Source organism: Weizmannia sp. FSL W8-1119, assembly GCF_038008605.1.
GTDB classification, from domain to species: domain Bacteria; phylum Bacillota; class Bacilli; order Bacillales; family Bacillaceae_C; genus Weizmannia; species Weizmannia coagulans.
Genome location: NZ_JBBOZL010000001.1, coordinates 987,137 through 1,010,921 on the forward strand (window position 1 = coordinate 987,137; position 23,785 = coordinate 1,010,921).

General features: G+C 48.2%; 24 protein-coding genes and 1 pseudogene. 16 read left to right on the forward strand and 9 right to left on the reverse strand.

Going from position 1 to position 23,785, the window contains the following annotated elements; translation table 11 throughout:
• Nucleotides 1-6 precede the first annotated feature (6 nt).
• Nucleotides 7-1,122 (forward strand): N-acetyldiaminopimelate deacetylase, encoded by a 1,116-nt coding sequence (locus tag NSQ19_RS04655; protein ID WP_340702480.1) that lies wholly within the window; start codon nt 7-9, stop codon nt 1,120-1,122.
• Nucleotides 1,123-1,163: 41 nt separating this feature from the next.
• On the opposite strand, the gene yhfH is transcribed toward NSQ19_RS04655, so the two are convergent.
• The 4 genes from yhfH to NSQ19_RS04675 all read right to left on the reverse strand — a co-directional run bounded on the left by yhfH (nt 1,164) and on the right by NSQ19_RS04675 (nt 4,024).
• A complete protein-coding gene (gene yhfH / locus NSQ19_RS04660; RefSeq protein WP_340702481.1) occupies nt 1,164-1,298 on the reverse strand; it encodes a protein YhfH in 135 nt (44 codons plus the stop codon).
• Between the two features lie 418 nt (nt 1,299-1,716).
• A complete protein-coding gene (gene rnjA, locus NSQ19_RS04665; protein WP_019721913.1) occupies nt 1,717-3,384 on the reverse strand; it encodes a ribonuclease J1 in 1,668 nt (555 codons plus the stop codon).
• Nucleotides 3,385-3,388: 4 nt separating this feature from the next.
• Complete coding sequence (locus tag NSQ19_RS04670) at nt 3,389-3,595, reverse strand: DNA-dependent RNA polymerase subunit epsilon (RefSeq protein WP_013858917.1); 207 nt, start codon at nt 3,593-3,595, stop codon at nt 3,389-3,391.
• 129 nt (nt 3,596-3,724) lie between these two features.
• The gene (locus NSQ19_RS04675; RefSeq protein WP_328013586.1) at nt 3,725-4,024 is read right to left on the reverse strand and encodes a hypothetical protein; all 300 of its coding nucleotides are present in this window, start codon (nt 4,022-4,024) and stop codon (nt 3,725-3,727) included.
• Between the two features lie 321 nt (nt 4,025-4,345).
• Between NSQ19_RS04675 and pdhA the strand changes: the two genes are divergently transcribed.
• The 6 genes from pdhA to NSQ19_RS04705 all read left to right on the forward strand — a co-directional run bounded on the left by pdhA (nt 4,346) and on the right by NSQ19_RS04705 (nt 9,942).
• On the forward strand, nt 4,346-5,452 hold the full coding sequence (pdhA, locus tag NSQ19_RS04680) for a pyruvate dehydrogenase (acetyl-transferring) E1 component subunit alpha (RefSeq protein ID WP_340702482.1): 1,107 nt from the start codon (nt 4,346-4,348) through the stop codon (nt 5,450-5,452).
• A 3-nt stretch (nt 5,453-5,455) separates the two neighbouring features.
• Complete coding sequence (locus NSQ19_RS04685) at nt 5,456-6,433, forward strand: alpha-ketoacid dehydrogenase subunit beta (protein WP_340702483.1); 978 nt, start codon at nt 5,456-5,458, stop codon at nt 6,431-6,433.
• A 114-nt stretch (nt 6,434-6,547) separates the two neighbouring features.
• On the forward strand, nt 6,548-7,846 hold the full coding sequence (locus NSQ19_RS04690; RefSeq protein WP_041818904.1) for a dihydrolipoamide acetyltransferase family protein: 1,299 nt from the start codon (nt 6,548-6,550) through the stop codon (nt 7,844-7,846).
• Nucleotides 7,847-7,850: 4 nt separating this feature from the next.
• Nucleotides 7,851-9,263 (forward strand): dihydrolipoyl dehydrogenase, encoded by a 1,413-nt coding sequence (gene lpdA, locus NSQ19_RS04695; RefSeq protein WP_340702484.1) that lies wholly within the window; start codon nt 7,851-7,853, stop codon nt 9,261-9,263.
• A gap of 186 nt (nt 9,264-9,449) precedes the next feature.
• On the forward strand, nt 9,450-9,692 hold the full coding sequence (locus NSQ19_RS04700; RefSeq protein ID WP_017554352.1) for a hypothetical protein: 243 nt from the start codon (nt 9,450-9,452) through the stop codon (nt 9,690-9,692).
• Between the two features lie 139 nt (nt 9,693-9,831).
• Entirely contained in the window at nt 9,832-9,942 is a 111-nt protein-coding gene (locus NSQ19_RS04705) for a GapA-binding peptide SR1P (RefSeq protein WP_017554351.1), read from the forward strand.
• Between the two features lie 127 nt (nt 9,943-10,069).
• On the opposite strand, the pseudogene NSQ19_RS04710 reads toward NSQ19_RS04705, so the two are convergent.
• Nucleotides 10,070-11,538 (reverse strand): annotated as a pseudogene (locus tag NSQ19_RS04710) (aminotransferase class I/II-fold pyridoxal phosphate-dependent enzyme).
• A gap of 328 nt (nt 11,539-11,866) precedes the next feature.
• On the opposite strand from NSQ19_RS04710, the gene NSQ19_RS04715 reads away from it, so the two are divergent.
• Entirely contained in the window at nt 11,867-12,154 is a 288-nt protein-coding gene (locus NSQ19_RS04715; RefSeq protein ID WP_013858925.1) for a UPF0223 family protein, read from the forward strand.
• A 121-nt stretch (nt 12,155-12,275) separates the two neighbouring features.
• Here NSQ19_RS04715 and NSQ19_RS04720 read toward each other — a convergent pair whose 3' ends face one another.
• Entirely contained in the window at nt 12,276-12,896 is a 621-nt protein-coding gene (locus NSQ19_RS04720; RefSeq protein ID WP_013858927.1) for a DUF1054 domain-containing protein, read from the reverse strand.
• A gap of 199 nt (nt 12,897-13,095) precedes the next feature.
• Here NSQ19_RS04720 and NSQ19_RS04725 point away from each other — a divergent pair, with 199 nt between their 5' ends.
• Together NSQ19_RS04725 and NSQ19_RS04730 are read left to right on the forward strand one after the other, a co-directional pair.
• On the forward strand, nt 13,096-13,290 hold the full coding sequence (locus tag NSQ19_RS04725; protein WP_019721921.1) for a hypothetical protein: 195 nt from the start codon (nt 13,096-13,098) through the stop codon (nt 13,288-13,290).
• Nucleotides 13,291-13,494: 204 nt separating this feature from the next.
• Nucleotides 13,495-14,289 (forward strand): inositol monophosphatase family protein, encoded by a 795-nt coding sequence (locus NSQ19_RS04730; RefSeq protein ID WP_340702485.1) that lies wholly within the window; start codon nt 13,495-13,497, stop codon nt 14,287-14,289.
• Nucleotides 14,290-14,301: 12 nt separating this feature from the next.
• Here the strand turns inward: NSQ19_RS04730 and NSQ19_RS04735 are convergent, their stop codons facing one another.
• A complete protein-coding gene (locus tag NSQ19_RS04735; RefSeq protein WP_013858930.1) occupies nt 14,302-14,487 on the reverse strand; it encodes a YlaF family protein in 186 nt (61 codons plus the stop codon).
• Nucleotides 14,488-14,611: 124 nt separating this feature from the next.
• Here NSQ19_RS04735 and typA point away from each other — a divergent pair, with 124 nt between their 5' ends.
• From typA to NSQ19_RS04750, 3 genes are all read left to right on the forward strand, one after another.
• Nucleotides 14,612-16,456, forward strand: a complete 1,845-nt coding sequence (gene typA, locus NSQ19_RS04740; protein ID WP_340702486.1) for a translational GTPase TypA — start codon at nt 14,612-14,614, stop codon at nt 16,454-16,456.
• 64 nt (nt 16,457-16,520) lie between these two features.
• Nucleotides 16,521-16,853: a YlaH-like family protein gene (locus NSQ19_RS04745; RefSeq protein ID WP_061566274.1), complete on the forward strand. Its 333-nt coding sequence runs from the start codon at nt 16,521-16,523 to the stop codon at nt 16,851-16,853.
• A 187-nt stretch (nt 16,854-17,040) separates the two neighbouring features.
• A complete protein-coding gene (locus NSQ19_RS04750; protein WP_017554428.1) occupies nt 17,041-18,369 on the forward strand; it encodes a PhoH family protein in 1,329 nt (442 codons plus the stop codon).
• A gap of 63 nt (nt 18,370-18,432) precedes the next feature.
• On the opposite strand, the gene NSQ19_RS04755 is transcribed toward NSQ19_RS04750, so the two are convergent.
• A complete protein-coding gene (locus NSQ19_RS04755) occupies nt 18,433-18,924 on the reverse strand; it encodes a hypothetical protein (protein ID WP_029141368.1) in 492 nt (163 codons plus the stop codon).
• Nucleotides 18,925-19,569: 645 nt separating this feature from the next.
• Between NSQ19_RS04755 and NSQ19_RS04760 the strand changes: the two genes are divergently transcribed.
• Nucleotides 19,570-19,851 carry a YlaN family protein gene (locus tag NSQ19_RS04760; protein ID WP_013858935.1) on the forward strand — a complete coding sequence of 94 codons (282 nt, stop codon included), beginning with the start codon at nt 19,570-19,572 and terminating at the stop codon, nt 19,849-19,851.
• Between the two features lie 178 nt (nt 19,852-20,029).
• The gene (locus NSQ19_RS04765; RefSeq protein WP_118498792.1) at nt 20,030-21,247 is read left to right on the forward strand and encodes an FtsW/RodA/SpoVE family cell cycle protein; all 1,218 of its coding nucleotides are present in this window, start codon (nt 20,030-20,032) and stop codon (nt 21,245-21,247) included.
• A gap of 176 nt (nt 21,248-21,423) precedes the next feature.
• On the opposite strand, the gene NSQ19_RS04770 is transcribed toward NSQ19_RS04765, so the two are convergent.
• The gene (locus NSQ19_RS04770) at nt 21,424-22,371 is read right to left on the reverse strand and encodes a COX15/CtaA family protein (RefSeq protein ID WP_133537212.1); all 948 of its coding nucleotides are present in this window, start codon (nt 22,369-22,371) and stop codon (nt 21,424-21,426) included.
• A gap of 480 nt (nt 22,372-22,851) precedes the next feature.
• Here NSQ19_RS04770 and cyoE point away from each other — a divergent pair, with 480 nt between their 5' ends.
• The gene (gene cyoE / locus NSQ19_RS04775; RefSeq protein WP_061574861.1) at nt 22,852-23,766 is read left to right on the forward strand and encodes a heme o synthase; all 915 of its coding nucleotides are present in this window, start codon (nt 22,852-22,854) and stop codon (nt 23,764-23,766) included.
• Nucleotides 23,767-23,785 lie beyond the last annotated feature (19 nt).

The window sequence follows — 23,785 nt, forward strand, 5'->3', positions numbered from 1 at the left end:
CTGGATATGGAAACGAATTTGATTGCCATCAGGCGGGATCTGCATCGGATTCCCGAGCTCGGATATCAGGAGCATAAAACACAGCGGTACATCCTTGATTTTATTTCGCGTTTGCCGAAAGGCCATCTTGAAGTGAAAACATGGAAAACCGGGGTGCTTGTAAAAGTAAAGGGGACCCGCCCCAAAAAAAAGATCGGTTACCGGACGGATATAGACGGCCTGCCGATCAAAGAAGAGACAGGCTTCCCGTTTCAATCGGAACACGAAGGAAACATGCATGCGTGCGGCCACGATTTTCATATGGCGATCGCACTCGGGATTTTATCGCATTTTGCAAGCCGGCCCGTTAAGGATGATCTGATCTTTATTTTTCAGCCGGCAGAGGAAGGGCCTGGAGGGGCGGAAGCGATGCTAGAAGAAGTGCTGCGCAATGAATGGCGGCCGGACCTTGTGATGGCGCTCCATGTTGCGCCGGAATACCCGGCCGGCACGGTAGCGGTAAAAAAGGGGCTGCTGTTTGCCAATACATCCGAACTGTATATTGACCTGGAAGGAAAGGGCGGGCATGCGGCCTATCCGCAGCATACAAAGGATATGGTGGTGGCGGCGGCCCATCTGGTGACCCAGCTCCAGTCCATTATCTCACGCAATATCGACCCGCTCGACAGCGCAGTGGTGACCATCGGGAAAATCACCGGCGGCACAGTTCAAAATGCAATCGCGGAACATGCGCGCCTTGAAGGGACAATCCGCACGTTATCAAGCGAAGCCATGGAAAAAGTGAAGCACAGGATTGAAGCAATCACAAGCGGGCTTTCGGCCGGTTTTGAGTGCCGGGCGGAAATTGATTACGGCTGCAATTATTACCAGGTGTTCAATCATCCGGAAGAGACCGCCCGCTTTATGGATTTTGTCCGAAGCTACGGCGGAGCGCACCTGCATGAATGCAGGGAGGCTTTAACAGGGGAGGATTTCGGCTATATGTTGAAAGAAATCCCTGGCTTTATGTTCTGGCTCGGGGTCGGGTCGCCATACGGGCTGCACCATGCCAAATTTGCGCCGGATGAACGTGCGCTCGAGACAGCTGCCGATTTGATGGTTTCTTATATTTTATCGTTGTAATAAAAAAGAAGGGGAATTCCCCCTTCTTTTTTATTACGGCGTTATTCTTCTTTTTTGGAAAGGCAATGGTCGCATTCCAGCATGTACGATTCTGCTTGTTCTTCAATCGGCTGACCGCATTCAGGGCATTGTTTCACAGGCAATGTTTTGAAAAATTCAACTGGGCTCATCATCATTTTTCATCCATCTCCTTTTTCGTGTTTGGAATTGTATCAGCTGTTATAAAACCATTCAATGATGCTGCGACAGCCGGGCCCGGGCTGGTGTCAGCAAAAGTATGTCTTATAACAACAAATCATTTATCCTTCTGTTATAATACAGTATATACCCTGAAATTTGTTTTGTACAGTACTTTTTGCAAAAAAAATAAAAAATTCTTTTCAGGCGGGAGGAAAAAATTCGGGAAGCATTTTCCCCTGCAAAATGCCGGTCCTTTCAAACAGGCATACAAAAAAGCACCCCGATAACGGAGGCGCTGAAAAAGTGTGTTTTAAAGATGCAAAAAAACAGCGGGACACGCTGAATGGTGGTGCCCCGCTGTTTTTTTGTTTTCTTTTGGACTTTCTGGCGGCTTCCTAGCAGAATGCCCCTTTTTTAAACTTCCATAATAATCGGCATAATCATCGGCCGGCGTTTCGTTTTTTCGTATAAAAACGGCGCCAGCGTATCTGTTATTTCGTTTTTGATTTCTGCCCATTGCGTCGTTTTTCGTTCCATTACTTTATTCAAGTGCTTTGTGATGATTGTTTGCGCTTCGTTGATCAAATCGCCGGATTCACGCATGTACACAAAGCCCCTTGAAATAATATCAGGGCCGGATGCAATTTTAAACTCGTTCATATTGATGGCCACAACGACAATGACGAGCCCTTCTTCAGAGAGGATGCGGCGGTCGCGCAAAACGATATTGCCGATATCGCCGATGCCGCTCCCATCGATATAGACAGAACCGGACGGGATTTTGCCGGCAATTTCTGCGGTGTCATGGCCGAGCGCCAGCACTTCGCCATTATCCATGATAAAGCAGTTTTCTTCCGGGACGTCGCAGTCAATGGCAAGCTTGGCATGCGTCCTGAGCATCCGGTATTCCCCGTGGATCGGCATAAAATACTTCGGTTTGATCAGCCGCAGCATCAGCTTCTGTTCTTCCTGCCCGCCATGGCCTGATGTGTGCACATTGTTCAGCGAGCCGCTGATAACGTCGGCGCCGGCGCGGTACAGCAAATTAATCGTCCGGTTGATGCTCGTCGTATTGCCCGGAATCGGGGAGGAAGAAAAGACGACGGTATCGCCGGGCTGGATCTGGATCTGCCGGTGCGTGCCGTTTGCAATTCTGGACAGCGCTGCCATCGGTTCGCCCTGGGTGCCGGTGCAAAGAATGGTCACCCGGTTGGCCGGCAGGCGGTTCAATTGCTGTGTGTCAATAAACGTATCTTTCGGGGCGCGAATATAGCCCAGATCATGGCCAATTTCAATCGCCGCTTCCATGCTGCGCCCGAACACGGCAATTTTCCGCCCTGCCAGAACAGCCGCTTCCGTCACCTGCTGAAGGCGGTGAATATTGGAGGCAAACGTGGCAAAAATAATCCGCCCGTCCACTTTCCGGAAAATATCCTGGATGCTTTCCCCAACACGCCGTTCTGACATCGTAAAATGCGGCACTTCGCTGTTCGTGCTGTCGGACAAAAGGCAAAGCACGCCTTCTTTTCCGATTTCGGCCATTTTCGTTAAGTTAGCCGGCTCGCCCACCGGTGTAAAGTCAAACTTGAAGTCGCCGGTATGCACGATATTACCCGGCGGCGTTTTGACGACAATGCCGTAAGAATCCGGGATGCTGTGTGTCGTCCGGAAAAATGCGACAGATGTTTTCCGGAATTTAATCACATCGTCTTCTTTGATTTCAATCAGCTTTGTCTGCCGGAGAAGGCCGTGCTCTTCCAGCTTGTTCCGAATAAGGCCGAGTGCAAGCTTCCCGCCGTAAATCGGGACATTGATCTGGCGCAGCAAATACGGAATGCCGCCGATATGGTCTTCATGCCCGTGCGTAATAAACAGGCCCTTGATTTTGTCCGCGTTTTTCACGAGGTAGGTGTAATCCGGGATGACATAGTCGATTCCGAGCAGTTCATCTTCCGGAAATTTGATGCCTGCATCAATTAAAATCATTTCATCTTGAAATTGTACGCCATAAGTGTTTTTTCCGATTTCGCCCAATCCGCCGAGGGCGAAAACCGCTGTCTGATCATTTTTAACAAATTTCATACAGTTACTCCGTTAATTTAAAATTTTCCTGCTGCTTTTCGTATTCAAGATATTTTCCCTCAAGCAGCTGGATGTATTCAATGTTGATTCGGCGGTCTTTCAACTTTTGGCGTACTTCCCTTTCCGATCCGGCTTCAATATAGAACGTCTTCGTGTTTTCCCGGACAGGAATTTCTTCAGGATTTTCCTGGTAATACACTTTGTAAATCATGATTAATCTCTCCTTGCTCCGTTTTCAATTGTAACTTTTTCTATTATATATAAATCATGGCGCATATCACAACTTTTTCATGGCCTTTTTTCATAAAGAAAAGAATAATCCCTCCTGGAAAAGAGGGATTCAAAAGTTCAGGCGATTAACTTTTTGCGCAGCATATCTTTCCACTGTTTTAAAAGCTTCTTCCTCAGCTTTTTTAACATTGTGGATCAACTCCCTACTTCTATTGTAATATTTATTTGGATATTGTAAAGGCGTGCGGCTCATCTTGTCCTTTATTATATGTAGGGAAAAGGCGGAAGCGTCACGCCAAAATATGACAATTTCCGGCAGGCCGGGAAAAATTGCCGCAAAAAGTGGAAGCATTTGCAACAACGCCCTGGGCCCGGCGGAACCGGTTTTCCTGAAAACCTTCTCCAGCAACGTTTCCGCTTTTATAGTACAGATTAAATTGCATATTGATACAGTTTTCCCGGGCAGAATGATTCGGTATATTAGAAAAATATCGGATAGAAAAAGCGTTTATAATTGACGCTTTTTTATTTTTCATGTACTCTATATATGTTGAATATAGTGTTGTATTAGTCACTTCCGCTTTTTCATTGATACAGCGCGTTTTTGGCAGGCCAAAAATGATTGCGGTTACTTGAAGGAATTGTCGGTTTTTGCTGTAAACACACATTTTTTAAAATCAGCGAAATTGTATCTCCATATATGCGGATAAAGAAAGGATTGGTGAACGGGATGGCTTCACGCACAAAGTTTGATGAAGTAAAGACGCTTCATGACATTGAAGAAAGATTTGAAGCAGTCCAAATTTTAAATGAAGAAGGGAAAATTGTAAACGATTCCCTCATGCCTGATTTAACGGATGAACAGCTTCAGGAAATGATGCGGAGAATGGTATATACCCGCATTCTTGATCAGCGGTCCATTTCCCTGAACCGCCAGGGCCGCCTCGGGTTTTACGCGCCGACTGCCGGCCAGGAAGCTTCCCAGATTGCTTCCCATTTTGCACTTGAAAAAGAGGACTTCATTCTTCCGGGATACCGCGATGTGCCGCAGCTGATCTGGCACGGCCTTCCGCTTGAACAGGCATTTTTATGGTCGCGCGGGCATGTGGACGGGATGAAAGGCATTGAAAAATTGAATATCCTCCCGCCGCAAATCATTATCGGCGCCCAGTATGTGCAGACTGCCGGCGTTGCGCTCGGCATTAAAAAACGCGGCAAAAAGGCCGTTGCAGTGACGTATACAGGGGACGGCGGCAGTTCACAAGGGGATTTTTACGAAGGCATCAACTTTGCGGGCGCCTTTAAAGCCCCGGCTGTATTTATTGTTCAAAACAACCAGTTTGCGATTTCAACGCCGCGCTCCGTGCAAACCGCGGCCAAAACACTGGCGCAAAAAGCGGTGGCTGCAGGGATACCGGGAATTGCGGTGGACGGCATGGACCCGCTTAGTGTATATGCGGCGGTAAAACGCGCGCGCGAACGGGCGCTCGCCGGCGAAGGGCCTTCCTTGATTGAATCGATCTGCTACCGTTTCGGCCCGCATACAATGAGCGGGGACGACCCGACGCGTTACCGTACGGAAGACCTCGACAATGAATGGGCGAAAAAAGATCCGCTCGTCCGTTTCCGCAAGTTTCTGGAACAGAAAAACCTGTGGAGCGAAGAGCAGGAAAATAAAACAATTGAACAGGCGAAAGAAGATATTAAAGCTGCCATTAAGAAAGCGGATAGCGCGCCGAAACAGAAAGTGACGGATCTGATCTCCGTGATGTACGAAGAACTTCCGCAAACCTTAAAGGAACAATACGAATTTTACCAAGCAAAGGAGTCGAAATAAGCCATGGCCCAATTAACGATGATACAGGCAATTACGGATGCGCTCAGGACCGAGTTAAAAAATGATGAAAATGTTTTGGTATTCGGTGAAGATGTCGGCTTAAACGGCGGCGTCTTCCGGGCAACGGAAGGGCTGCAAAAAGAGTTCGGCAAAGACCGCGTCTTTGATACGCCGCTCGCCGAATCCGGCATCAACGGGCTTGCCATCGGGCTTGCGCTCCAGGGTTTCCGGCCGGTTCCTGAAATCCAGTTTTTCGGTTTTGTTTTTGAAACCATGGATTCAATCCACGGCCAGATGGCGAGATACCGGTTCCGCACCGGCGGGGATTTGAAAATGCCGATTACAATACGCGCTCCTTTCGGCGGGGGCGTGCATACGCCGGAAATGCATGCGGACAGCCTCGAAGGACTCATGGCGCAAACACCGGGCATCAAAGTTGTGATTCCGTCCACGCCTTATGATGCGAAAGGGCTGCTGATCTCCGCGATCCGGGACAATGACCCGGTCGTTTTCCTCGAACATATGAAACTGTACCGTTCTTTCCGGGAAGAAGTGCCGGAAGAAGAATATACGATTCCGCTCGGAAAAGCAGATGTAAAACGGGAAGGAAAAGATATTTCGATTATCGCTTACGGCGCAATGGTCCATGAATCATTGAAAGCAGCGGATGAACTTGGAAAAGAAGGATACTCCGCAGAAGTGGTTGATCTCCGCACAGTCAGCCCGCTTGATGTGGAAACGATTGTGGCGTCTGTGGAAAAAACAAACCGCGCCATTGTCGTCCAGGAAGCACAGCGCCAGGCCGGCGTTGCGGCAAACGTCGTTGCGGAAATCAACGAACGCGCGATTTTGAGCCTGGAAGCGCCGGTATTGCGTGTAACGGCCCCGGATACCGTTTATCCGTTCTCGCAGGCGGAAGGCGTTTGGATTCCGACCTATAAAGATATTTTGGAAAAAGCAAAAGAGGCATTGACATTCTAAACCGGTTTTTGCCGTAAGAGGGTTATGGCGGCGCGCTGAACCGGGATACATTCCAATCGAGTTTTTGCTGCACCTTGAATGGGGCGCATTTTGAAAAAAAGGAGCGTGAACACCTTGTCATTTGAATTCAGGCTGCCGGATATCGGCGAAGGGATCCATGAAGGCGAAATTGTAAAATGGTTTATTAAACCGGGCGATAAAGTTTCGGAAGACGACGTGCTCTGTGAAGTGCAAAATGACAAATCGGTTGTCGAAATTCCGTCCCCTGTGGAAGGGACCGTTGAAGAAATTCTTGTTGACGAAGGAAGCGTCGCAGTTGTCGGTGATGTCCTTGTAAAATTCGATGCGCCCGGATATGAAAATCTTCAATTTAAAGGGGACCATGGGCACGATCAGAAAGAAGAAGCAGCAGAAAGTGCAAAACCGGAACCGGCAAAACAGGAAACAGCTGAAACTGCCAAGCCTGCTGAAAAAGAAGCAGAACACGGATCCGAATCCGCGGATCGCCGCGTGATCGCGATGCCATCCGTACGGAAATATGCCCGTGAAAAAGGCGTCGATATCCGGCTTGTGTCCGGAACCGGAAAAAACGGCCGCGTGCTCCGCGAAGATATCGATGCGTATGTGAACGGGCCGCAGCAGACGGAAACGGAAGCCGGCAAAACCGAAGCACAGGCGCCTGATTCCCAAGATGCTGTGCCTGAAGGGGAATTCCCTGAAACACGCGAACCGATGAGCGGCATCCGCAAAGCGATTGCAAAAGCGATGGTCAACTCGAAACAAACCGCGCCGCATGTTACGCTGATGGATGATGTCGATGTGACGGCACTGGTCGCGCACCGGAAAAAATTCAAAGAGATCGCGGCAGAAAAAGGCATCAAACTGACTTTCCTGCCATATGTCGTAAAAGCGCTCGTCAGCACGCTGCGGGAATACCCGGTTTTAAATAGTTCGATTGATGATGAAACGAATGAAATCATCCATAAGCATTATTACAATATCGGGATTGCCGCTGATACGGAGCGCGGCTTGCTTGTGCCGGTCGTCAAACACGCCGACCGCAAACCGGTATTTGCGGTTTCCAAAGAAATTAATGAACTGGCTGAAAAAGCAAGAGATGGAAAGCTTGCCCCGAACGAAATGAAAGGCGCTTCCATTACGATTTCCAATATCGGTTCTGCCGGTGGGCAATGGTTTACACCGGTTATCAACCGTCCGGAAGTGGCTATTTTAGGAATCGGCCGGATTGCAGAAAAGCCGGTCGTTAAAAACGGTGAAATTGTTGCAGCGCCTGTACTGGCGTTGTCGCTCAGTTTTGACCACCGTATCATCGATGGTGCCACCGCACAAAATGCGTTAAATCATATCAAACGTTTGTTGCATGATCCAGAACTTTTATTAATGGAGGCGTAATCTGATGGTTGTAGGAGATTTTCCAATTGAAACCGACACAATTGTAATCGGCGCAGGGCCTGGCGGATATGTCGCGGCCATCCGGGCAGCCCAGCTCGGCCAAAAAGTGACGATCGTTGAAAAGCAGTTTATCGGCGGGGTTTGCTTAAATGTAGGATGTATTCCTTCAAAAGCGCTCATTTCGGCGGCGCACCGCTATGAATACGCAACGGAATCCGGAGTGCTCGGCATTACCGTTGAAAATGCAAAAATTGATTTCGGGAAAGTGCAGGAATGGAAATCCGGCGTCGTGAAAAAACTGACCGGAGGCGTAGAAAGCCTGTTAAAAGGCAACAAAATTGACATCGTCCGCGGGGAAGCCTATTTTGTCGATGACCATACGCTTCGTGTAATGGACGAGAAATCAGCGCAAACCTATACGTTTAAAAATGCGATTCTCGCAACCGGTTCGCGACCGATTGAAATCCCTTCCTTCAAATTTTCAGAACGCGTCATTGATTCAACCGGCGCGCTGAGTTTGAAGGAAATTCCGGAAAAACTCGTCATTATCGGCGGCGGCGTCATCGGAATGGAACTCGGGACAGCCTATGCAAAATTCGGGACGAAAGTAACGATTTTGGAAGGGGCAAAAGACATTATCGGCGGCGCGTTTGAAAAACAAATGACTTCCCTCGTTGTCCGCAAGCTGAAAAAACGGGGCGTCGAAATTATCACGGAAGCGATGGCAAAAGGCGTGGAAGAGAAAGAAAACGGCGTTGTTGTCACGTATGAAGCAAAAGGCCAGGAACAAAAAGTGGAAGGCGATTATGTGCTGGTTACGGTCGGCCGCCGTCCGAACACAGATGAACTCGGCCTTGAACAGTTGAATTTAAAGATGACGGACAGGGGCATTATCGAAGTGGATAAACAGTGCCGGACAAGCGTGCCGAATATTTATGCCATCGGCGACATTGTCCCGGGCCCGCAGCTTGCCCACAAAGCCTCCTATGAAGGGAAGATTGCAGCCGAAGCCATTTCCGGGCAGCCGGCCGAAGTGGATTACCTCGGCATTCCGGTCATTGTCTTTTCTGATCCGGAACTGGCAACGGTCGGCTATACGGAACAGCAGGCAAAAGAAGAAGGCATTGATTATGCAGTCGCCAAATTCCCGTACGGCGCGAACGGGCGGGCACTTGCCCTTGAAGCCGGCGAAGGTTTCGTCAAACTGATTACACGCAAAGAAGACGGGCTGTTGATCGGCGGCCAAATCGTCGGGATCAGCGCTTCTGATATTATTTCGGAAATCGGCCTTGCAATCGAAGCGGGCATGACAGCGGAAGATATCGCGCTGACGATCCATGCCCACCCGACATTAGGGGAAATTACGATGGAAGCGGCCGAAGCGGCACTCGGCACCCCGATCCATATTTTAAAATAATGATTTTAAAGGCTTCACACCGGGAAGGCTGCCCCGGCGTGAAGCCTTTTTCCGTTTAAAAGCGCCGCTTTAAGGCTATAACAGTAACAGCTGCATATGCGGACAGTTTTCCGCTTTGAAAGACAAGGTTATAACGGTGAAACCGCGTGCATATTCTGAATTATAATGAAAGGCACAGGTGGGACAATGAAATGTACGGTGGCATTTTTATTCCAGATCATGATATGGAGCGGTTTTAAACTGGCAGCGTGGCTGTCCGGACACGATCCGGCTATTTTTACCGCCGCCCTGTTCATTATCTTTTTATTCATTGCCTTTGCCTTGGCAAAATCAATTGTGCATTCGCTCCGGGCTGCATCTGTGGTAACGGTGTTGAGTCTCGCTGCATATGGGCTTGCGGAAATATCTTTTTCAAAACTGATTTTCTAAAACAACCGCAAAATGATCCCACTTTCAATTGTATAACACAATTTAAATTATGTTATACAAAAGTCTTGATTTTTTCTCCAGTATGACATATTATAATATTACAAGCGGTTACAAAACTCGCAAAGGGGAGGAAAATCGGATGGGAATCATCGTTTGCCAATCATGTGATGCCACGATTGACCACGTTGAGGAAGAAAAAGTATCTGTGCTTTACTCAACGTGTGACCATTGTAAACACGAAGAAGAATAATCCTGAAATGTAGCACTTGATTTTTCCAATGCATGCGTCCATTTTCTCTCGGCCGGGTAATTGTCCGGCTTTTTTTGCGTTATGGGACAAAAAAGCCGGCGGGAAGGTCCCGCCTGCTTTTTCAAACTTATTGAATGGCATGATGCTCTTTAATGACACGGATCGTTTGCAATGTCTCGTCTTCAGGCCCTTGTACGGGAAGGCCGGCTTCGATGTTTTTCCGGATATAGGCAATGTTTTCTGCCGTAATGATTTCCCCTGGGATAAAAATCGGAATGCCCGGCGGATAGACCATAACAAATTCGGCAACGATCCTGCCGGCAGAACCGGACAGCGGAACGGATTCCGTTTCGGCATAAAAGGCATCGCGCGGCGAGAGGGCAAGCGATGGAATTTCGGGAAGCATCACTTTCACCCCCACTTTGCCGGATAAATGCGAGAAGGTTTCGGATAAGCCGTGTAAAGCCTCAACGAGCAAATCCAGTTCCGTTTCCGTATCCCCTGGCGTCACAATGCAAAGAATATTGTACAAATCTGAGAGTTCCATTTCTATATGATAGGTTTCACGCAGCCACTTTTCCGCATCGTGGCCGGTGATCCCCAAATCTTTTACAGAGATGATCAGCTTCGCCGGGTCATAATCATAGGTCGCTTTCGTTTGGAGGATCTCGTTTCCGGCGCAATACAAATGATCGATTTCGTTTATGCGCTCCCGTGTTTTTTGCGCAAGGCGGGTCGTTTCCTTGATGATCGTGCTTCCCTCTGTTGCCAGCCTTTTTCGGGCAACGTCGAGCGAAGCCAGTAAAATGTAGGAAGTGGACGTGGTCGTCAGCATGCTGAAAATGCTTTGGACACGCTTTTTCGATACGAGCCCTTCCTTCAGATTTAGGATCGAACTTTGTGTCAGCGAACCGCCAAGCTTGTGGACGCTCGTTGCGGCCATATCCGCGCCGGCCTGCATGGCGGAAACCGGCAGTTCATCGTCAAAATGAATATGGACGCCGTGTGCCTCGTCCACCAGTACCGGGACATGATAGGCATGGGATATATCCACAATGCTTTTCAAATCAGCGGAAATGCCGTAATAGGTCGGATTAATGACCAGGACGGCTTTTGCATCGGGATGCTGCTTGAGCGCTTTGGAAACGGATGCCGGTGTAATGCCGTGTGAAATGCCAAGCACCTGATCCACTTCCGGGTGGATAAAAACGGGCACGGCGCCGGAAAACACAATCGCAGACATCACTGATTTATGGACATTGCGCGGCACAATCATTTTATCGCCCGGCCCGCAGACGCTCATCACCATGGCCATAATCGCGCCGCTCGTCCCTTGTACGGAAAAAATGTGGCATCCGCACCGAATGCTTCCGCAGCAAGCTTCTGCGCCTCTTCGATCATGCCGTGGGGCTGGTGAAGATCATCGAGCGGCTCGATATTAATTAAATCCAGCTTTAATACATTGTCGCCGATGAATTTGCGAAAATCAGGATCCATCCCGCGCCCGGTTTTATGGCCGGGAATATGGAATTGGACGGGATTTCGTTCAATATGCCGGAGAAGCCCGGTGTATAACGGCGTGTGATACTGTGACAATCATTCCACCTCTTTATCTCATTACTGGCTTTTGAAGAAAAACAAGATGGATTATAGCATTCCAGCCGCGGTTTTTAAATAGTTTTTCTTTGCACAGGGAAAAAACAAGCCGGAAGCGGGCGATGGAAAAAGATAAAGCGCATAAAGCATGGAGAAATGAGGGGAAGCTAGACGGTGAGTGTACAGGCGGAAGAAAGCCGTGGGCAAACCGTTCTTTAAAACGGATAGCAGCCCCCTTGTATTCCGGCGGATTGCGGCATGATTGCCCGGGCGGAAGCGATTCAGGTAAAATAGAACGGGTATACTGAAGAAAAGCGAGGTGGTTTGGATGGAATATCCATATCCGATTTCAGCTGACTGGTCGACACAGGAAGTCATCGATGCCGTCCAATTTTTCGAAGCGGTGGAAGAAGCATATGAAAAAGGGGTCAACCGGGACGTGCTGCTTGCCAGGTACCGCCGTTTTAAAGAAATCGTCCCCGGGAAAGCCGATGAGCGGAATATATGCAATGAATTTGAAGAAGCGAGCGGCTACTCCCCGTACCGGGCCGTCAAGAAAATGAAGGAAGAACAGGGCCCGGTCATTAAAATGCATGAAACCGGATCGCGCGGTTAGCGGGACGGAAAGATAGCAGCATCACCTGCTGATGCTGCTTTTAAGTTGCCTGCAAATACGACTTGGCACAGGAGAAAAAGCGCGCCGTGTTCCGGCGCGCTTTTCCCTTTCCGCGTTCTGTTTAGGCCATTTTGTAGATGGGTAATACATGTACAAAGACGTCCTCGATCGTTTTGGCCAGTTCATCCGGGGACATGCCGGCTGCTTCTTCCCGCGGGATATCCAGCCCGCAAAGCAATTCGGCTTTTTTTACAACCTGCATCCGTCTGAAAAACTCCTTTAGCGTATGGTGATTCATACGGTCAGTGCGGATGCCGCCCGGTTTTGTATGATCATCCGACCAAATGTAATGGCCAGGCATATTTTCTAAAATCGGATCAATTTTCTTTTCGAGTTTTTTTCCGATGGACGCTTTTTGCGGGCACTCATTCATGATGGCCGTGACGATGAAGAGCCGGTCTTCCCACAGCCCAATTTGAAAATGGGGAAGCATTTTGTAGCCGCGCTTGCCGGGGGAAAAAGCCACCCACGTATCTTTCGGCGGATTGACGGTACGGCGGGCGTGTTTGGCAACATGATAAAATATTTCTTCACCGGTCAAAACTGACAAAACCGGCGAAAAGTATTCCCCCAATGTTTCAAGTTTCGGGCGGACGGTTGATTTCAGCTGTTCCATCCGCTGATCGAGGCCCTCAATCCGGAAAACGTCAAAATCCTGTCCGGTAAAAGCGGTGATGCCCATTTGTTCACCTCCGTTCTGTATGAACCATGGGGATGGATATTCATATTTTATCATCCATAAGGGAGGTTTAACAAATAAAAGCCGGAGGGTAAAAATAGGTATACACACAATTTTGTTACATCAGTGATGATTGAACATAATATATATAAAGATAATATCAGAAAATTCATATCATTACCCCAGGAGGATGTGAAGAAAAATGAAACAAGTAATCCCTTCGGTGAAAAGAAAACCTTATGAAAGAAAACGGATTGCAGTCTTGCGCATGGAACTGGATTACGAACTGGCTACGTTGTATGAAGCGATGGAAATGAAAGATGAAGAGCAAAAAGGACAGTCGATTAAGCGTCTGGAAAAAATCCGTGAAGAACTGCTGAAAATGAAAGCCATGTAATGGAAAACAAAAAGGCAGGATGTCGTAAAAAGCGGACTCCCTGTATCGGACAGATGGGGGTTCGTTTTTGTGCAGCAGAGGTCCATGTTTGCAGGCAAAACCCGCTGCCGGAAAACGATGCCGAATGCGTTCCCAAAACTTGATAATTATCTTCATTTCCTTTACGCTTAAGGGAAATGATTTGGAAAGATGGAGGGTCCGGCTATGGACAGATGGGAAGAAATCAATACATATGCCGTCCGGTGGATCAGGGAAGCGGGCGAGCGGATTCTTGCTTCGCAAAAACCGCTTCAAATTGAAACAAAATCGGACCGCAATGATCTGGTGACCAATATTGATAAGGAAACAGAACAATTTTTAATCGGCAAAATCCGGACAACCTTCCCGGATCACCACATTTTGGGTGAAGAAGGCTTCGGCGAAGACATCCGGAATATGGAAGGCATCGTCTGGATTGTGGATCCGATTGACGGGACGGTCAATTTTGTCCACCAAAAAGTCAATTTCATGATTTCAATTGGGGTCTACGAGAACGGAGAAGGCAAACTAGGCTATATTTATGATGTCGTCCGGAAAGAAATGTATTTTGCAGAAAAGGGCAAGGGGGCTTATTTCAACGGGGAACGGATTCCGCTGCTTGCGCAAAACAGGCTCGAGGATACGATCCTTGCACTGAACCCGTATTGTATGGTGGAAAACAGGGGTATCGACCCGGCCCGTCTGGCGGCGCTGGTCAGGGATGTGCGCGGCACAAGGAGTTACGGGTCGGCAGCGCTTGAGCTTGCTTATGTAGCAATGGGAAGGCTTGATGCTTATATTACGATGCGCTTGTCACCTTGGGATTTTGCCGCCGGGAAAGTGATCGTGGAAGAAGTGGGCGGCGTTGTGACGGACGTTTACGGGCGCCCGCTCGATATGCTCGGAAACAGTTCCGTGTTTGCCGGCAGGCCCGGGCTGCATGAGGAAATTTTGAAGCGGTATTTAAAAGGGCGGGAATAAGAAAAGAGGGGCTCACAGTTTCCCCTCTTCACGCATTTTTTTCTTTGTTTTAAAGCCGAACCCCATAATGGCAATGAGAAGCGCGGTGCAGCCGAGAATCCCGGCAACGCTTTGGGCGCCGATCGCAACGCCGATGCCGCACATCGAAAGGAATGCGGCCAGTGAAAAGAACACAAATACCCATTTGATTTCCCGCATACGGTGAACCTCCCTTTCCCCTTATTTTACCGAAAATGTTTTAATAAAGCCAGCATTGTGTTATAATATTTTAGTTAAAGGTATAGACTAACATAGATTTGCGTTTAGGCAGGAGGAAATGTTTTTGAAAAGAAGAGAAGATTTACGCAACATTGCCATTATCGCGCACGTAGACCATGGGAAGACGACGCTTGTGGACCAGCTGCTGAAGCAGTCCGGTGCTTTCCGTGCCAATGAGCATGTTGAAGAACGTGCAATGGACTCCAATGATCTGGAACGGGAAAGAGGCATTACGATTCTTGCCAAAAACACGGCAGTTCATTATAAAGATAAGAAAATCAATATTTTGGATACTCCGGGACATGCCGACTTTGGCGGCGAAGTCGAACGGATTATGAAAATGGTGGACGGGGTCTTGCTTGTGGTGGATGCCTATGAAGGCTGCATGCCGCAGACGCGTTTCGTGCTGAAAAAAGCGCTGGAACAAAACCTGACGCCGATTGTGGTCGTAAACAAAATTGACCGCGATTTTGCACGCCCTGAAGAAGTGGTCGATGAAGTGCTTGAATTATTTATTGAACTGGATGCCAATGATGAACAGCTGGAGTTTCCAGTTGTGTATGCTTCCGCCATCAACGGTACGGCAAGCCTCGATCCGGATCCGGCCAAACAGGAAGGAAATATGAAGGTGCTGTTTGATACGATTATCGAACATATTCCGGCGCCTGTCGACAACCGCGAAGAACCGCTCCAGTTCCAGGTTGCGCTGCTTGATTACAACGATTATGTCGGGCGGATCGGCATCGGCCGCGTTTTCCGCGGGAAAATGCATGTCGGCCAGCAGGTGGCATTGATGAAGCTGGACGGCAGCGTCAAGCAGTTCCGTGTCACCAAAATGTTCGGTTTCTTCGGGCTGAAACGGGAAGAAATCGAGGAAGCATATGCCGGGGATTTGATTGCGGTGTCCGGAATGGAAGACATCAATGTCGGGGAAACGGTCTGCCCGGTTGAACACCAGGAAGCGCTGACGCCGCTCCGCATTGATGAGCCGACTTTGCAAATGACTTTCCTCGTCAATAACAGCCCGTTTGCCGGCCGTGAAGGAAAATTTGTGACGGCGCGGAAAATTGAAGAACGGCTCCGTTCGCAGCTGCAGACGGATGTCAGCTTGCGCGTTGAAAACACCGACTCTCCGGATGCATGGGTTGTGTCCGGGCGGGGGGAACTGCATTTATCCATTTTAATTGAAAATATGCGCCGCGAAGGGTTTGAACTGCAGGTTTCAAAGCCGAAAGTGATCATTAAAGAAATCGACGGCGTCAAATGCGAACCGGTGGAACGCGTCCAAATCGATACGCCGGAAGAATATACCGGTTCGATTATTGAGTCGCTCGGTTCCCGGAAAGGCGAAATGCTCGATATGATCAATAACGGCAATGGACAAGTCCGCCTGATTTTCAATGTCCCGGCCCGCGGATTGATCGGCTATACGACCGAATTTATGACGCTCACAAGAGGCTACGGCATTTTAAACCATACGTTTGATTCCTACCAGCCGATGCAGCCAGGACGTGTCGGCGGCCGCAGAAACGGCGTTCTCGTCTCCATGGAAACGGGCAAAGCCACGACATACGGCATGATGCAGGTGGAAGACCGCGGCACGCTGTTTGTTGAGCCAGGCACGGACATTTATGAAGGCATGATCGTCGGGGAAAACTCCCGTGAAAATGATATTGCCGTCAATATTACGAAAGCAAAACACGCGACAAACGTCCGTTCAGCAACAAAAGACCAGACGGCGGTCATCAAAAAGCCGCGCATTATGTCGCTGGAACAGGCGCTCGAATACCTGAACGATGACGAATATTGCGAAGTGACGCCGGAATCGATCCGGCTGCGCAAAAAAATCCTGAATAAGAGCGAGCGCGAAAAAGCGCAGAAACGGGCAAAAGCAGCAGAAAATGCATAAACAAAGAATAGGGCCGGCATGACCCTGTTCTTTCATCTATTCAAAGGGGAAAAGGGGAGATAGGATGACAAGCGAGGCGGTTCACCACCAATTGTCATTTTTTGCGGCATTGTACAAAGTGGATGAAAACCCGGAACCGGGGATGTGGCTCTTGTATCTCACCATCGTCGTTCTCTCGGTCATTGTCTACCGGCTCGGATTTGCGAGAAAATTGCCGGTTCTGAAATCTGCTGTCATTTATGTGCTGCTCCTTATGGGATGCACGCTGCTCACGTTTTTTGCAATCTTTTTGCCTGTAGGGGAATCACTCTGTTTAGCGGCTGTTGTGCTTGGCGTTTACAAAATCCGCCTGTACCAGCATAAAAAAACTGAAAAAAAGGAACGTTTTCCAATGTAGCACGCTTCCGGCCCCGGAAGCTTTTTTTTGCGCCGCAAAAAGCCCCGGACGCGTGCAATGATTCTAACCGGACTTGCCCGTACATATACTTTAGCAGTGCCTGGTCCTTTGTCCAATCCCAGCGATGAACAGGTCACACCGCGCTCACATAAACTAACATAATCCAAGTGAAGCAGGGGGCATCGATTTGAAGAAAATATACGTCTTGGATACCAATGTATTGCTCCAGGATCCATATGCCATCTTTTCTTTTGAAGATAATGAAATTGTCATACCGGCTGTTGTACTGGAAGAAGTGGATTCCAAAAAAAGAAATATGGACGAAATCGGCAGAAATGCGCGCCAGGTATCCAAATTAATGGACGGTTTCCGGCAAGCCGGAAAATTACATGAAAAAATCCCGCTTGAAAACGGCGGCGTGCTCAGAATTGAGCTGAATCACCGCTCATTTCACCAGCTGCAGGATATTTTCGTGGAAAAAACAAATGACAACCGGATCCTCGCGGTTGCGAAAAATTTATCGCTGGAAGAAGAGAGAAAAGAAAATGGCCGCCCGGTAATTCTTGTCAGCAAAGATGCACTCGTCCGGGTGAAGGCGGACGCGCTCGGCCTGTTGGCGGAGGATTTTTTAAACGACCGTGTCGTAAGCCTCGACCATCTTTATACCGGGCAAATGGAAATGTATATCAGCCCCGATTTATTGAAACGGTTTTATGAAAAGCAGGAACTGGCACTGAGTGAAATTGCCAATCATCCGTTCTATTCGAACCAATTTTTGATTTTGAAAGATGCGCTCGGCAGCTCGGCTTCCGCCATCGGCATTGTGGACCAAGCCGGGAAGACGGTGAGGAAACTTTTTAACGTGCAGGATGCTGTCTGGGGAATCAAGCCGAGAAACGCCCAGCAGTGGATGGCGATGGAACTTTTGCTGCGCCCTGATATTCCGCTTGTCACCCTGACCGGGAAAGCGGGAACGGGCAAAACATTGCTTGCCCTTGCTGCAGGCCTGATGCAGACGGAAGATTTGCATGATTATAAAAAGCTTTTGGTCGCGCGGCCGATTGTCCCGTTTGGCAAAGATATCGGCTATTTGCCGGGAGAAAAGCAGGAAAAGCTGCGGCCGTGGATGCAGCCCATCTACGATAATCTTGAGTTTTTGTTTAATACGAAGAAAGCAGGGGAAATTGACGGGATTCTCTCCGGCATGAGTTCGATTGAGGTAGAGGCGCTAACTTATATCCGCGGGCGCAGCATCCCGGGGCAATATATCATTATTGATGAGGCGCAAAATTTATCCAAGCATGAAGTAAAGACGATTTTAACAAGGGTAGGGGAGCAGAGTAAAATCGTGTTAATGGGGGATCCGGAACAAATTGACCATCCGTATTTGGATGCTTACAATAACGGGCTGACGTACGTCGTTGAGAAGTTTAAAGATGTGCCGCTTGCCGGACATGTGAAGCTGCTAAAGGGCGAGCGCTCAAAACTCGCGCAAATCGCGGCAGACCTGTTGTAAGGGCATGAAAAAACCGGGAGCAGACGCCTCAGGATGTTTTAGCGCTGCCCCCGGCATCCGGGATTATTCAATGCGGATACCGGTTACATATTTGACCGGGTTTTCCCGGTTTGAACCGTCATCCAATAAAATGTGAAGCGGGCCGTCTTCTTTCAGCGCTTCTCCTTTAAAAGAAAAGGCAGCAATTAAATGGCCGGCCATTTCAAGCGGATAAGCGACAGGCCCGTTCTTTGTTTCAAACACGATTTTTTCCGCATCTTCCAGCGGCTCCGCATTTTGGATGAACAGGCCGACCGGAATGCCAAATGTCCCGGTTTTTAGATGGTGCCGTTTAAACTTTGGCTTTGTCCTTACAGCAGCCTGCGGATCAGCCCCTTCTGCCATGGCTTTATCAAAATATTTGCCGGTTTTCTTTAAGTAGGCTTCTTCCTGGCTGGTTTCCTGCTTTTCTTCGTCGAAATATGTATCAAGATCGATTTTCCGGTCATCAAATATCCAAGTGCCGACATCAAGTGTAATCGGAAACTTCACTTTTCCCTTTATTTGCATAATCATCATTGTAGCCCCTTTCTGTCCGTCTATACAGCATTATACCTTTTACGGCTGCCCGTGTCACTTGAAAGCGTATAAAAATAGCCCGGCCGACGAACAAGCGCCCTCCGCATTTCTTTGTCCAGCTGCGGGCGCTGTCGGCTAATGAATTTCCAGTCCCTTCCCCTACGATAAGTCAGCATCGGTTCGCCTGCGGCTCACCGTGCTTCCTTTATCCCACATTAACGGGCAGTAAGCCCCCCGCCACAAGTATAATGAAAATATGGCACAATTGGCTAAGCTGGGGTCAACTGCCCGTAAATGTCCGATTGGTTCAACTTGCAATCATCAAGGCCTTGGCCTTGATGATTGCAGTTTCACTCAATCTCAGTTCGGGGACTATGAAATTCATACGCCGACGGGCAAGCGCCCTCCGCATTTCTTTGTCCAGCTGCGGGCGCTGTCGGCTAATGAATTTCCAGTCCCCTCCCCTACGATAAGTCAGCATCGGTTCGCCTGCGGCTCACCGTGCTTCCTTTATCTCAGTTCGGGGACTATGAAATTCATACGCCGACGGGCAAGCGCCCTCCGCATTTCGTATAACTTGCAAAATCACGGTTTTAAAGGTACAATTTTTAATTAGATTGATATATGAACGGGGGGATCAATTTGGCGTCTGAAACAAAGGTGAACCACCGGGAAAAAGCATACAGCCTGCTCAAGGCGGACGCAGAAAAGATATTAAAATTAATTCAGGTTCAAATGGATAACTTAACGATGCCCCAATGCCCTTTATATGAGGAAGTGTTGGATACACAAATGTTTGGTTTATCCCGTGAAATAGATTTTGCGGTCCGGCTCGGCTTAGTGGATGCCGGTGACGGAAAGCGGCTTCTTGATTCGCTTGAACAGGAACTGTCCCTTTTGCATGATGCATATATAAAAAAATGATGTTGAAAACTCAAACGATGTTCCGGTTGTTTGAGTTTTTTATTTTTTGAAAAAGGGCCAGGCAATGGCGGCCGGCGAAAAAGATGTTATAATTTAAAAATAACGGCAGGAGTTTTTTTAAAACGGTAGAATATTTTTTATCAAGAATGTTGCAGTTTTTACGGATTGGAAGGTTTCTATGCTGAAAAAAATCTTAAAATCATTCGACTACTCGGTCATCATTGTCTACCTGCTTCTTTGCTTATTCGGTTTGGTAATGATTTACAGTTCCAGCATGGTGATTGCAGTGCAGCGTTACGGGATGGACAGCGCCTATTTTTACAACAAGCAGAAAATCAATTTGGCCCTTGCTCTCCTTGCGTTTACCGTCACGGCTTTTCTCCCGTATAAACTATACGCGAGCAAAAAATTCCTTGCGTTGCTGATGTGCGGGTCGATGTTCGGGCTTTTGGCGCTGTTTATTTTCGGCCATACATCGAACAACGCACAAAGTTGGTTCCGGCTCGGTTCCAGTTCCCTGCAGCCGTCAGAATTTGTTAAGGTTGCGATTATTATTTATCTGTCCGCCGTGTATGCCAAGAAGCAGGCATACATTGACATTTTCAACAAGGGGGTTGTCCCGCCGCTTATCTTTCTCATCGTTGTTTGTTTCCTGGTTGCGATCCAGCCGGATATCGGGACGGCGACCATTATTTTTGGGATTGGCTGCACGATCATCATTGCATCCGGCATGCGCCTGAAAACCATGCTGAAGCTGGCTGGGCTTGGTCTTGCATTTGCCGTCCTGCTGTCGCCGTTTCTTTTTTTGGAAAAGGACAAAATCTTTACGCCGGTTAAGATCGCACGGTTTACAGGCTATTTGAATCCTTTTCAGAACGAAGGCGGGGAAGGCCTTCAGCTCGTAAATTCCTATATTGCGATCGGGTCTGGCGGGCTGAAAGGGCAGGGGCTCGGGGAAAGCATCCAAAAACTCGGTTATCTTCCGGAGCCCCATACCGATTTTATTATGGCCATTATTGCCGAAGAACTCGGGGCTTTTGGCGTCCTGTTTGTAATCGGTGGGCTTTGCTACCTTGTGCTGCGTGGCATATATATTGGCATCCATTCAAAAGACCAGTTCGGAAGCCTGCTTGCCATCGGAATTTCCGGCATGATTGCCATCCAAACATTTATCAATCTGGGCGGCGTCTGCGGCCTGATTCCAATTACGGGGGTGACATTGCCGTTTATCAGCTACGGCGGTTCATCGCTTCTGATTTTGTCCCTTTCACTCGGCATTCTGGTTAATGTGGGCATGTTTACAAAGTATGAGGAAAAGTATAAACACAAACAGGAAAAGCCGCAGGAAGCGGACGATGCAAACCGGAGGCCGTATCAGGTCTATTCAAGGCCGTAACGAAAAAAACAGGCGCGCGGCAGAGATAAAGCAGAGGCTAAAATAAAAGGCGCAAGGTTTTATGCCTTGCGCCTTTTCTGCTTATCTTGCGTAAGCCCTTTTCTGCCTTGTTTTGCAACAGGACAGCTTTTTTATTTTTCAGGCCGCAACAGGCGGCACTATTGTTTTTTCGGAACTCAGCGGACCCGGGCTTTTTTCAGCAGAAGGCTGTCTTTGCTTTTGGCAAATTGTTTTACTCTCCCGACAACAAGGTTCAAATAACATAACACGCCGAACAGGCAGGAAATGAAAAATGCGTGCAGGAGGGTGAAAGTAAGATCCATCCTCGTAAAAACGACCATGGCGCCTGACACAGCCTGCAGGCAGACAAGCACGAACGAAATGATCCATCCCCAGTAAATGACACGCTGGTTTTGATAATGTCTTACGGCTCTAAAGGTGATATAAGCAATCCAGACAAAGATGAGGAGTGCCGCCGTCCGGTGGCCCATCTGCACCCATTCGTACCGGTTTCCGGGCAGGGAAGGGTCGCTGTTCACACAAAATGGGAAATCCCGGCAAACAAGGCTTGCGTTCATATGGCGGACAAGCGCGCCCATATAGACGACGATAAAGCTGTAAACGGTCACGCCGATCGTATGCCGTTTCATGCTTTTTTCAAGGACAAGCCTGCCTGCGTCAAATTTCTGGTCCCATTCAAATACCATCAAAGTCAGCATCAGCACGGACGCAAACGAAATGAGAGAGACGCCGAAATGGAGCGCCATCACAAGATCGGATGAACCCCAGACGACTGCCGCCATGCCGAGAAATGCCTGCAAAAGCAGAAAAATGACGGAAATAATGGATAAAAATTTCGTTTCTTTTTTATGGCCGATTGCAAACCATGACCAAATGGCAAGCGCAAAGACAAGAAACGATGCGATGCCCGTACAAAATCTGTGCAGCCACTCGATCAGCGACTCGACAGTGAGCGGATCAGGAAAAATTTTGCCGTTGCAAAGCGGCCATTGGCGGCCGCAGCCAAGGCTTGAACCGGTATTGGTGACAAGTGCCCCGCCAATTAAAACCACCATCATCGATAAAGTTGTCACTACCCCGAGCCATTTTAAAGTTGTGCGCAATTGTTCCACCTTCTTTAATCTCATTTGTAAACATGTATCAGCAGCCGCAAATGCAACATACAGTCCCGCATTATTGCAACCGTTCATATAGTAGAAAATCCGTTCGGCAAGGTACTTCCAACTATCATCTTATCGTAAAACAGCCTGAAGGAAAAATATTTATTTCCCATGACACAAATTTGCCATAAAAATGTGTCGAAAATATCACACCTTCGTGGCAATTTATGATTAAATATTATGTAGGCAGGTATATTCCGGAATTCCACATATTTGCATGCTGGAAAACTTATAAATGATCTTAGCAGGGCAATACCGTTACATACAGTTTTGATTAATAGCCAAAAAGGAAAAGATGGATTATAGTTGTAGTATACCGTTTTCCTTATTGGCATCGTAAAAACATTTGCAAAGGGAATCCGCAGGCAGCGTGTAAGGGCATTTTTTTTGAAGGGTTTTGAACAATTGGAAGGAGGGGCTATCGTGGCAGATAGTCGGACGATGAATACGACAACAAGGGTGAAAGCTGCAGACGCCTCTGCGTTTAAAGATTTTTTATCTTTGATTAAAATTGGAATTGTAAACTCAAATTTAATTACGGCATTTACCGGAATGTGGCTTGCGCTGGAACTGACAAACAGGCATTTTTTGCAGTCGCTGGACATTATGTTCCTCGCGATGGCGGGAACTGCACTGATTGTCGCCGGGTCGTGCAGCCTGAACAACTGGTATGACCAGGATATTGATGCGATTATGAAAAGCAAAAATTTCAGGCCGACGGTTACGGGCAGATTTTCAAACGCGAAAGTGCTTGCAATCGGCCTCGGATTTGTGGCTTTCGGCACGCTGCTATTGTTTTTGACCACCCCAATGGCGGGTCTGATCGGCCTGTTTGGCGCATTCAGCTATGTTGTGCTGTATACAATGTGGTCAAAACGAACCCTTGTCAGCAATACCGTGATCGGCAGTTTCGCCGGCGCTGTTCCCCCACTGATCGGCTGGGCGGCTGTTGACCCGCATCTCGGGATTGTGCCGTGGATGCTGTTTTTGCTTATGTTTATCTGGCAACCGCCGCATTTTTATGCGATTGCGATGAAAAAATGCGAAGAATACCGGGCAGCGGGCATTCCGATGCTTCCGGTTGTCAAAGGGTTTCAAATCACGAAATGGCATATGCTTATATGGGTGGCGCTGCTTATTCCGGTGCCGTTTTTCCTGAAACCGCTCGGCATTGGTTTTATCATCCTTGCGACATTGTTTAATCTGGGCTGGCTGGCATTAAGCCTGTCCGGTTTTAAAATGAAAAATGATTTAAAATGGGCGAAATGGATGTTTATTTATTCGCTGAACTATTTAACGATCTTGTTTGTAGCAATGGTGATCGCTACGCTTTTCTAAAGGGAGTTCTTTCTTGCAA

What these genes read in the sequence shown, in the direction of transcription:
- NSQ19_RS04655 (WP_340702480.1), top strand. Translation starts at nt 7, where the DNA reads ATGGAAACGAATTTGATTGCCATCAGGCGGGATCTGCATCGGATTCCC.
- yhfH (WP_340702481.1), bottom strand. Translation starts at nt 1,298, where the DNA reads ATGATGATGAGCCCAGTTGAATTTTTCAAAACATTGCCTGTGAAACAA.
- rnjA (WP_019721913.1), bottom strand. Translation starts at nt 3,384, where the DNA reads ATGAAATTTGTTAAAAATGATCAGACAGCGGTTTTCGCCCTCGGCGGA.
- NSQ19_RS04670 (WP_013858917.1), bottom strand. Translation starts at nt 3,595, where the DNA reads ATGATTTACAAAGTGTATTACCAGGAAAATCCTGAAGAAATTCCTGTC.
- pdhA (WP_340702482.1), top strand. Translation starts at nt 4,346, where the DNA reads ATGGCTTCACGCACAAAGTTTGATGAAGTAAAGACGCTTCATGACATT.
- NSQ19_RS04685 (WP_340702483.1), top strand. Translation starts at nt 5,456, where the DNA reads ATGGCCCAATTAACGATGATACAGGCAATTACGGATGCGCTCAGGACC.
- lpdA (WP_340702484.1), top strand. Translation starts at nt 7,851, where the DNA reads ATGGTTGTAGGAGATTTTCCAATTGAAACCGACACAATTGTAATCGGC.
- NSQ19_RS04700 (WP_017554352.1), top strand. Translation starts at nt 9,450, where the DNA reads ATGAAATGTACGGTGGCATTTTTATTCCAGATCATGATATGGAGCGGT.
- NSQ19_RS04705 (WP_017554351.1), top strand. Translation starts at nt 9,832, where the DNA reads ATGGGAATCATCGTTTGCCAATCATGTGATGCCACGATTGACCACGTT.
- NSQ19_RS04715 (WP_013858925.1), top strand. Translation starts at nt 11,867, where the DNA reads ATGGAATATCCATATCCGATTTCAGCTGACTGGTCGACACAGGAAGTC.
- NSQ19_RS04720 (WP_013858927.1), bottom strand. Translation starts at nt 12,896, where the DNA reads ATGGGCATCACCGCTTTTACCGGACAGGATTTTGACGTTTTCCGGATT.
- NSQ19_RS04725 (WP_019721921.1), top strand. Translation starts at nt 13,096, where the DNA reads ATGAAACAAGTAATCCCTTCGGTGAAAAGAAAACCTTATGAAAGAAAA.
- NSQ19_RS04730 (WP_340702485.1), top strand. Translation starts at nt 13,495, where the DNA reads ATGGACAGATGGGAAGAAATCAATACATATGCCGTCCGGTGGATCAGG.
- NSQ19_RS04735 (WP_013858930.1), bottom strand. Translation starts at nt 14,487, where the DNA reads ATGCGGGAAATCAAATGGGTATTTGTGTTCTTTTCACTGGCCGCATTC.
- NSQ19_RS04745 (WP_061566274.1), top strand. Translation starts at nt 16,521, where the DNA reads ATGACAAGCGAGGCGGTTCACCACCAATTGTCATTTTTTGCGGCATTG.
- NSQ19_RS04755 (WP_029141368.1), bottom strand. Translation starts at nt 18,924, where the DNA reads ATGATTATGCAAATAAAGGGAAAAGTGAAGTTTCCGATTACACTTGAT.
- NSQ19_RS04765 (WP_118498792.1), top strand. Translation starts at nt 20,030, where the DNA reads ATGCTGAAAAAAATCTTAAAATCATTCGACTACTCGGTCATCATTGTC.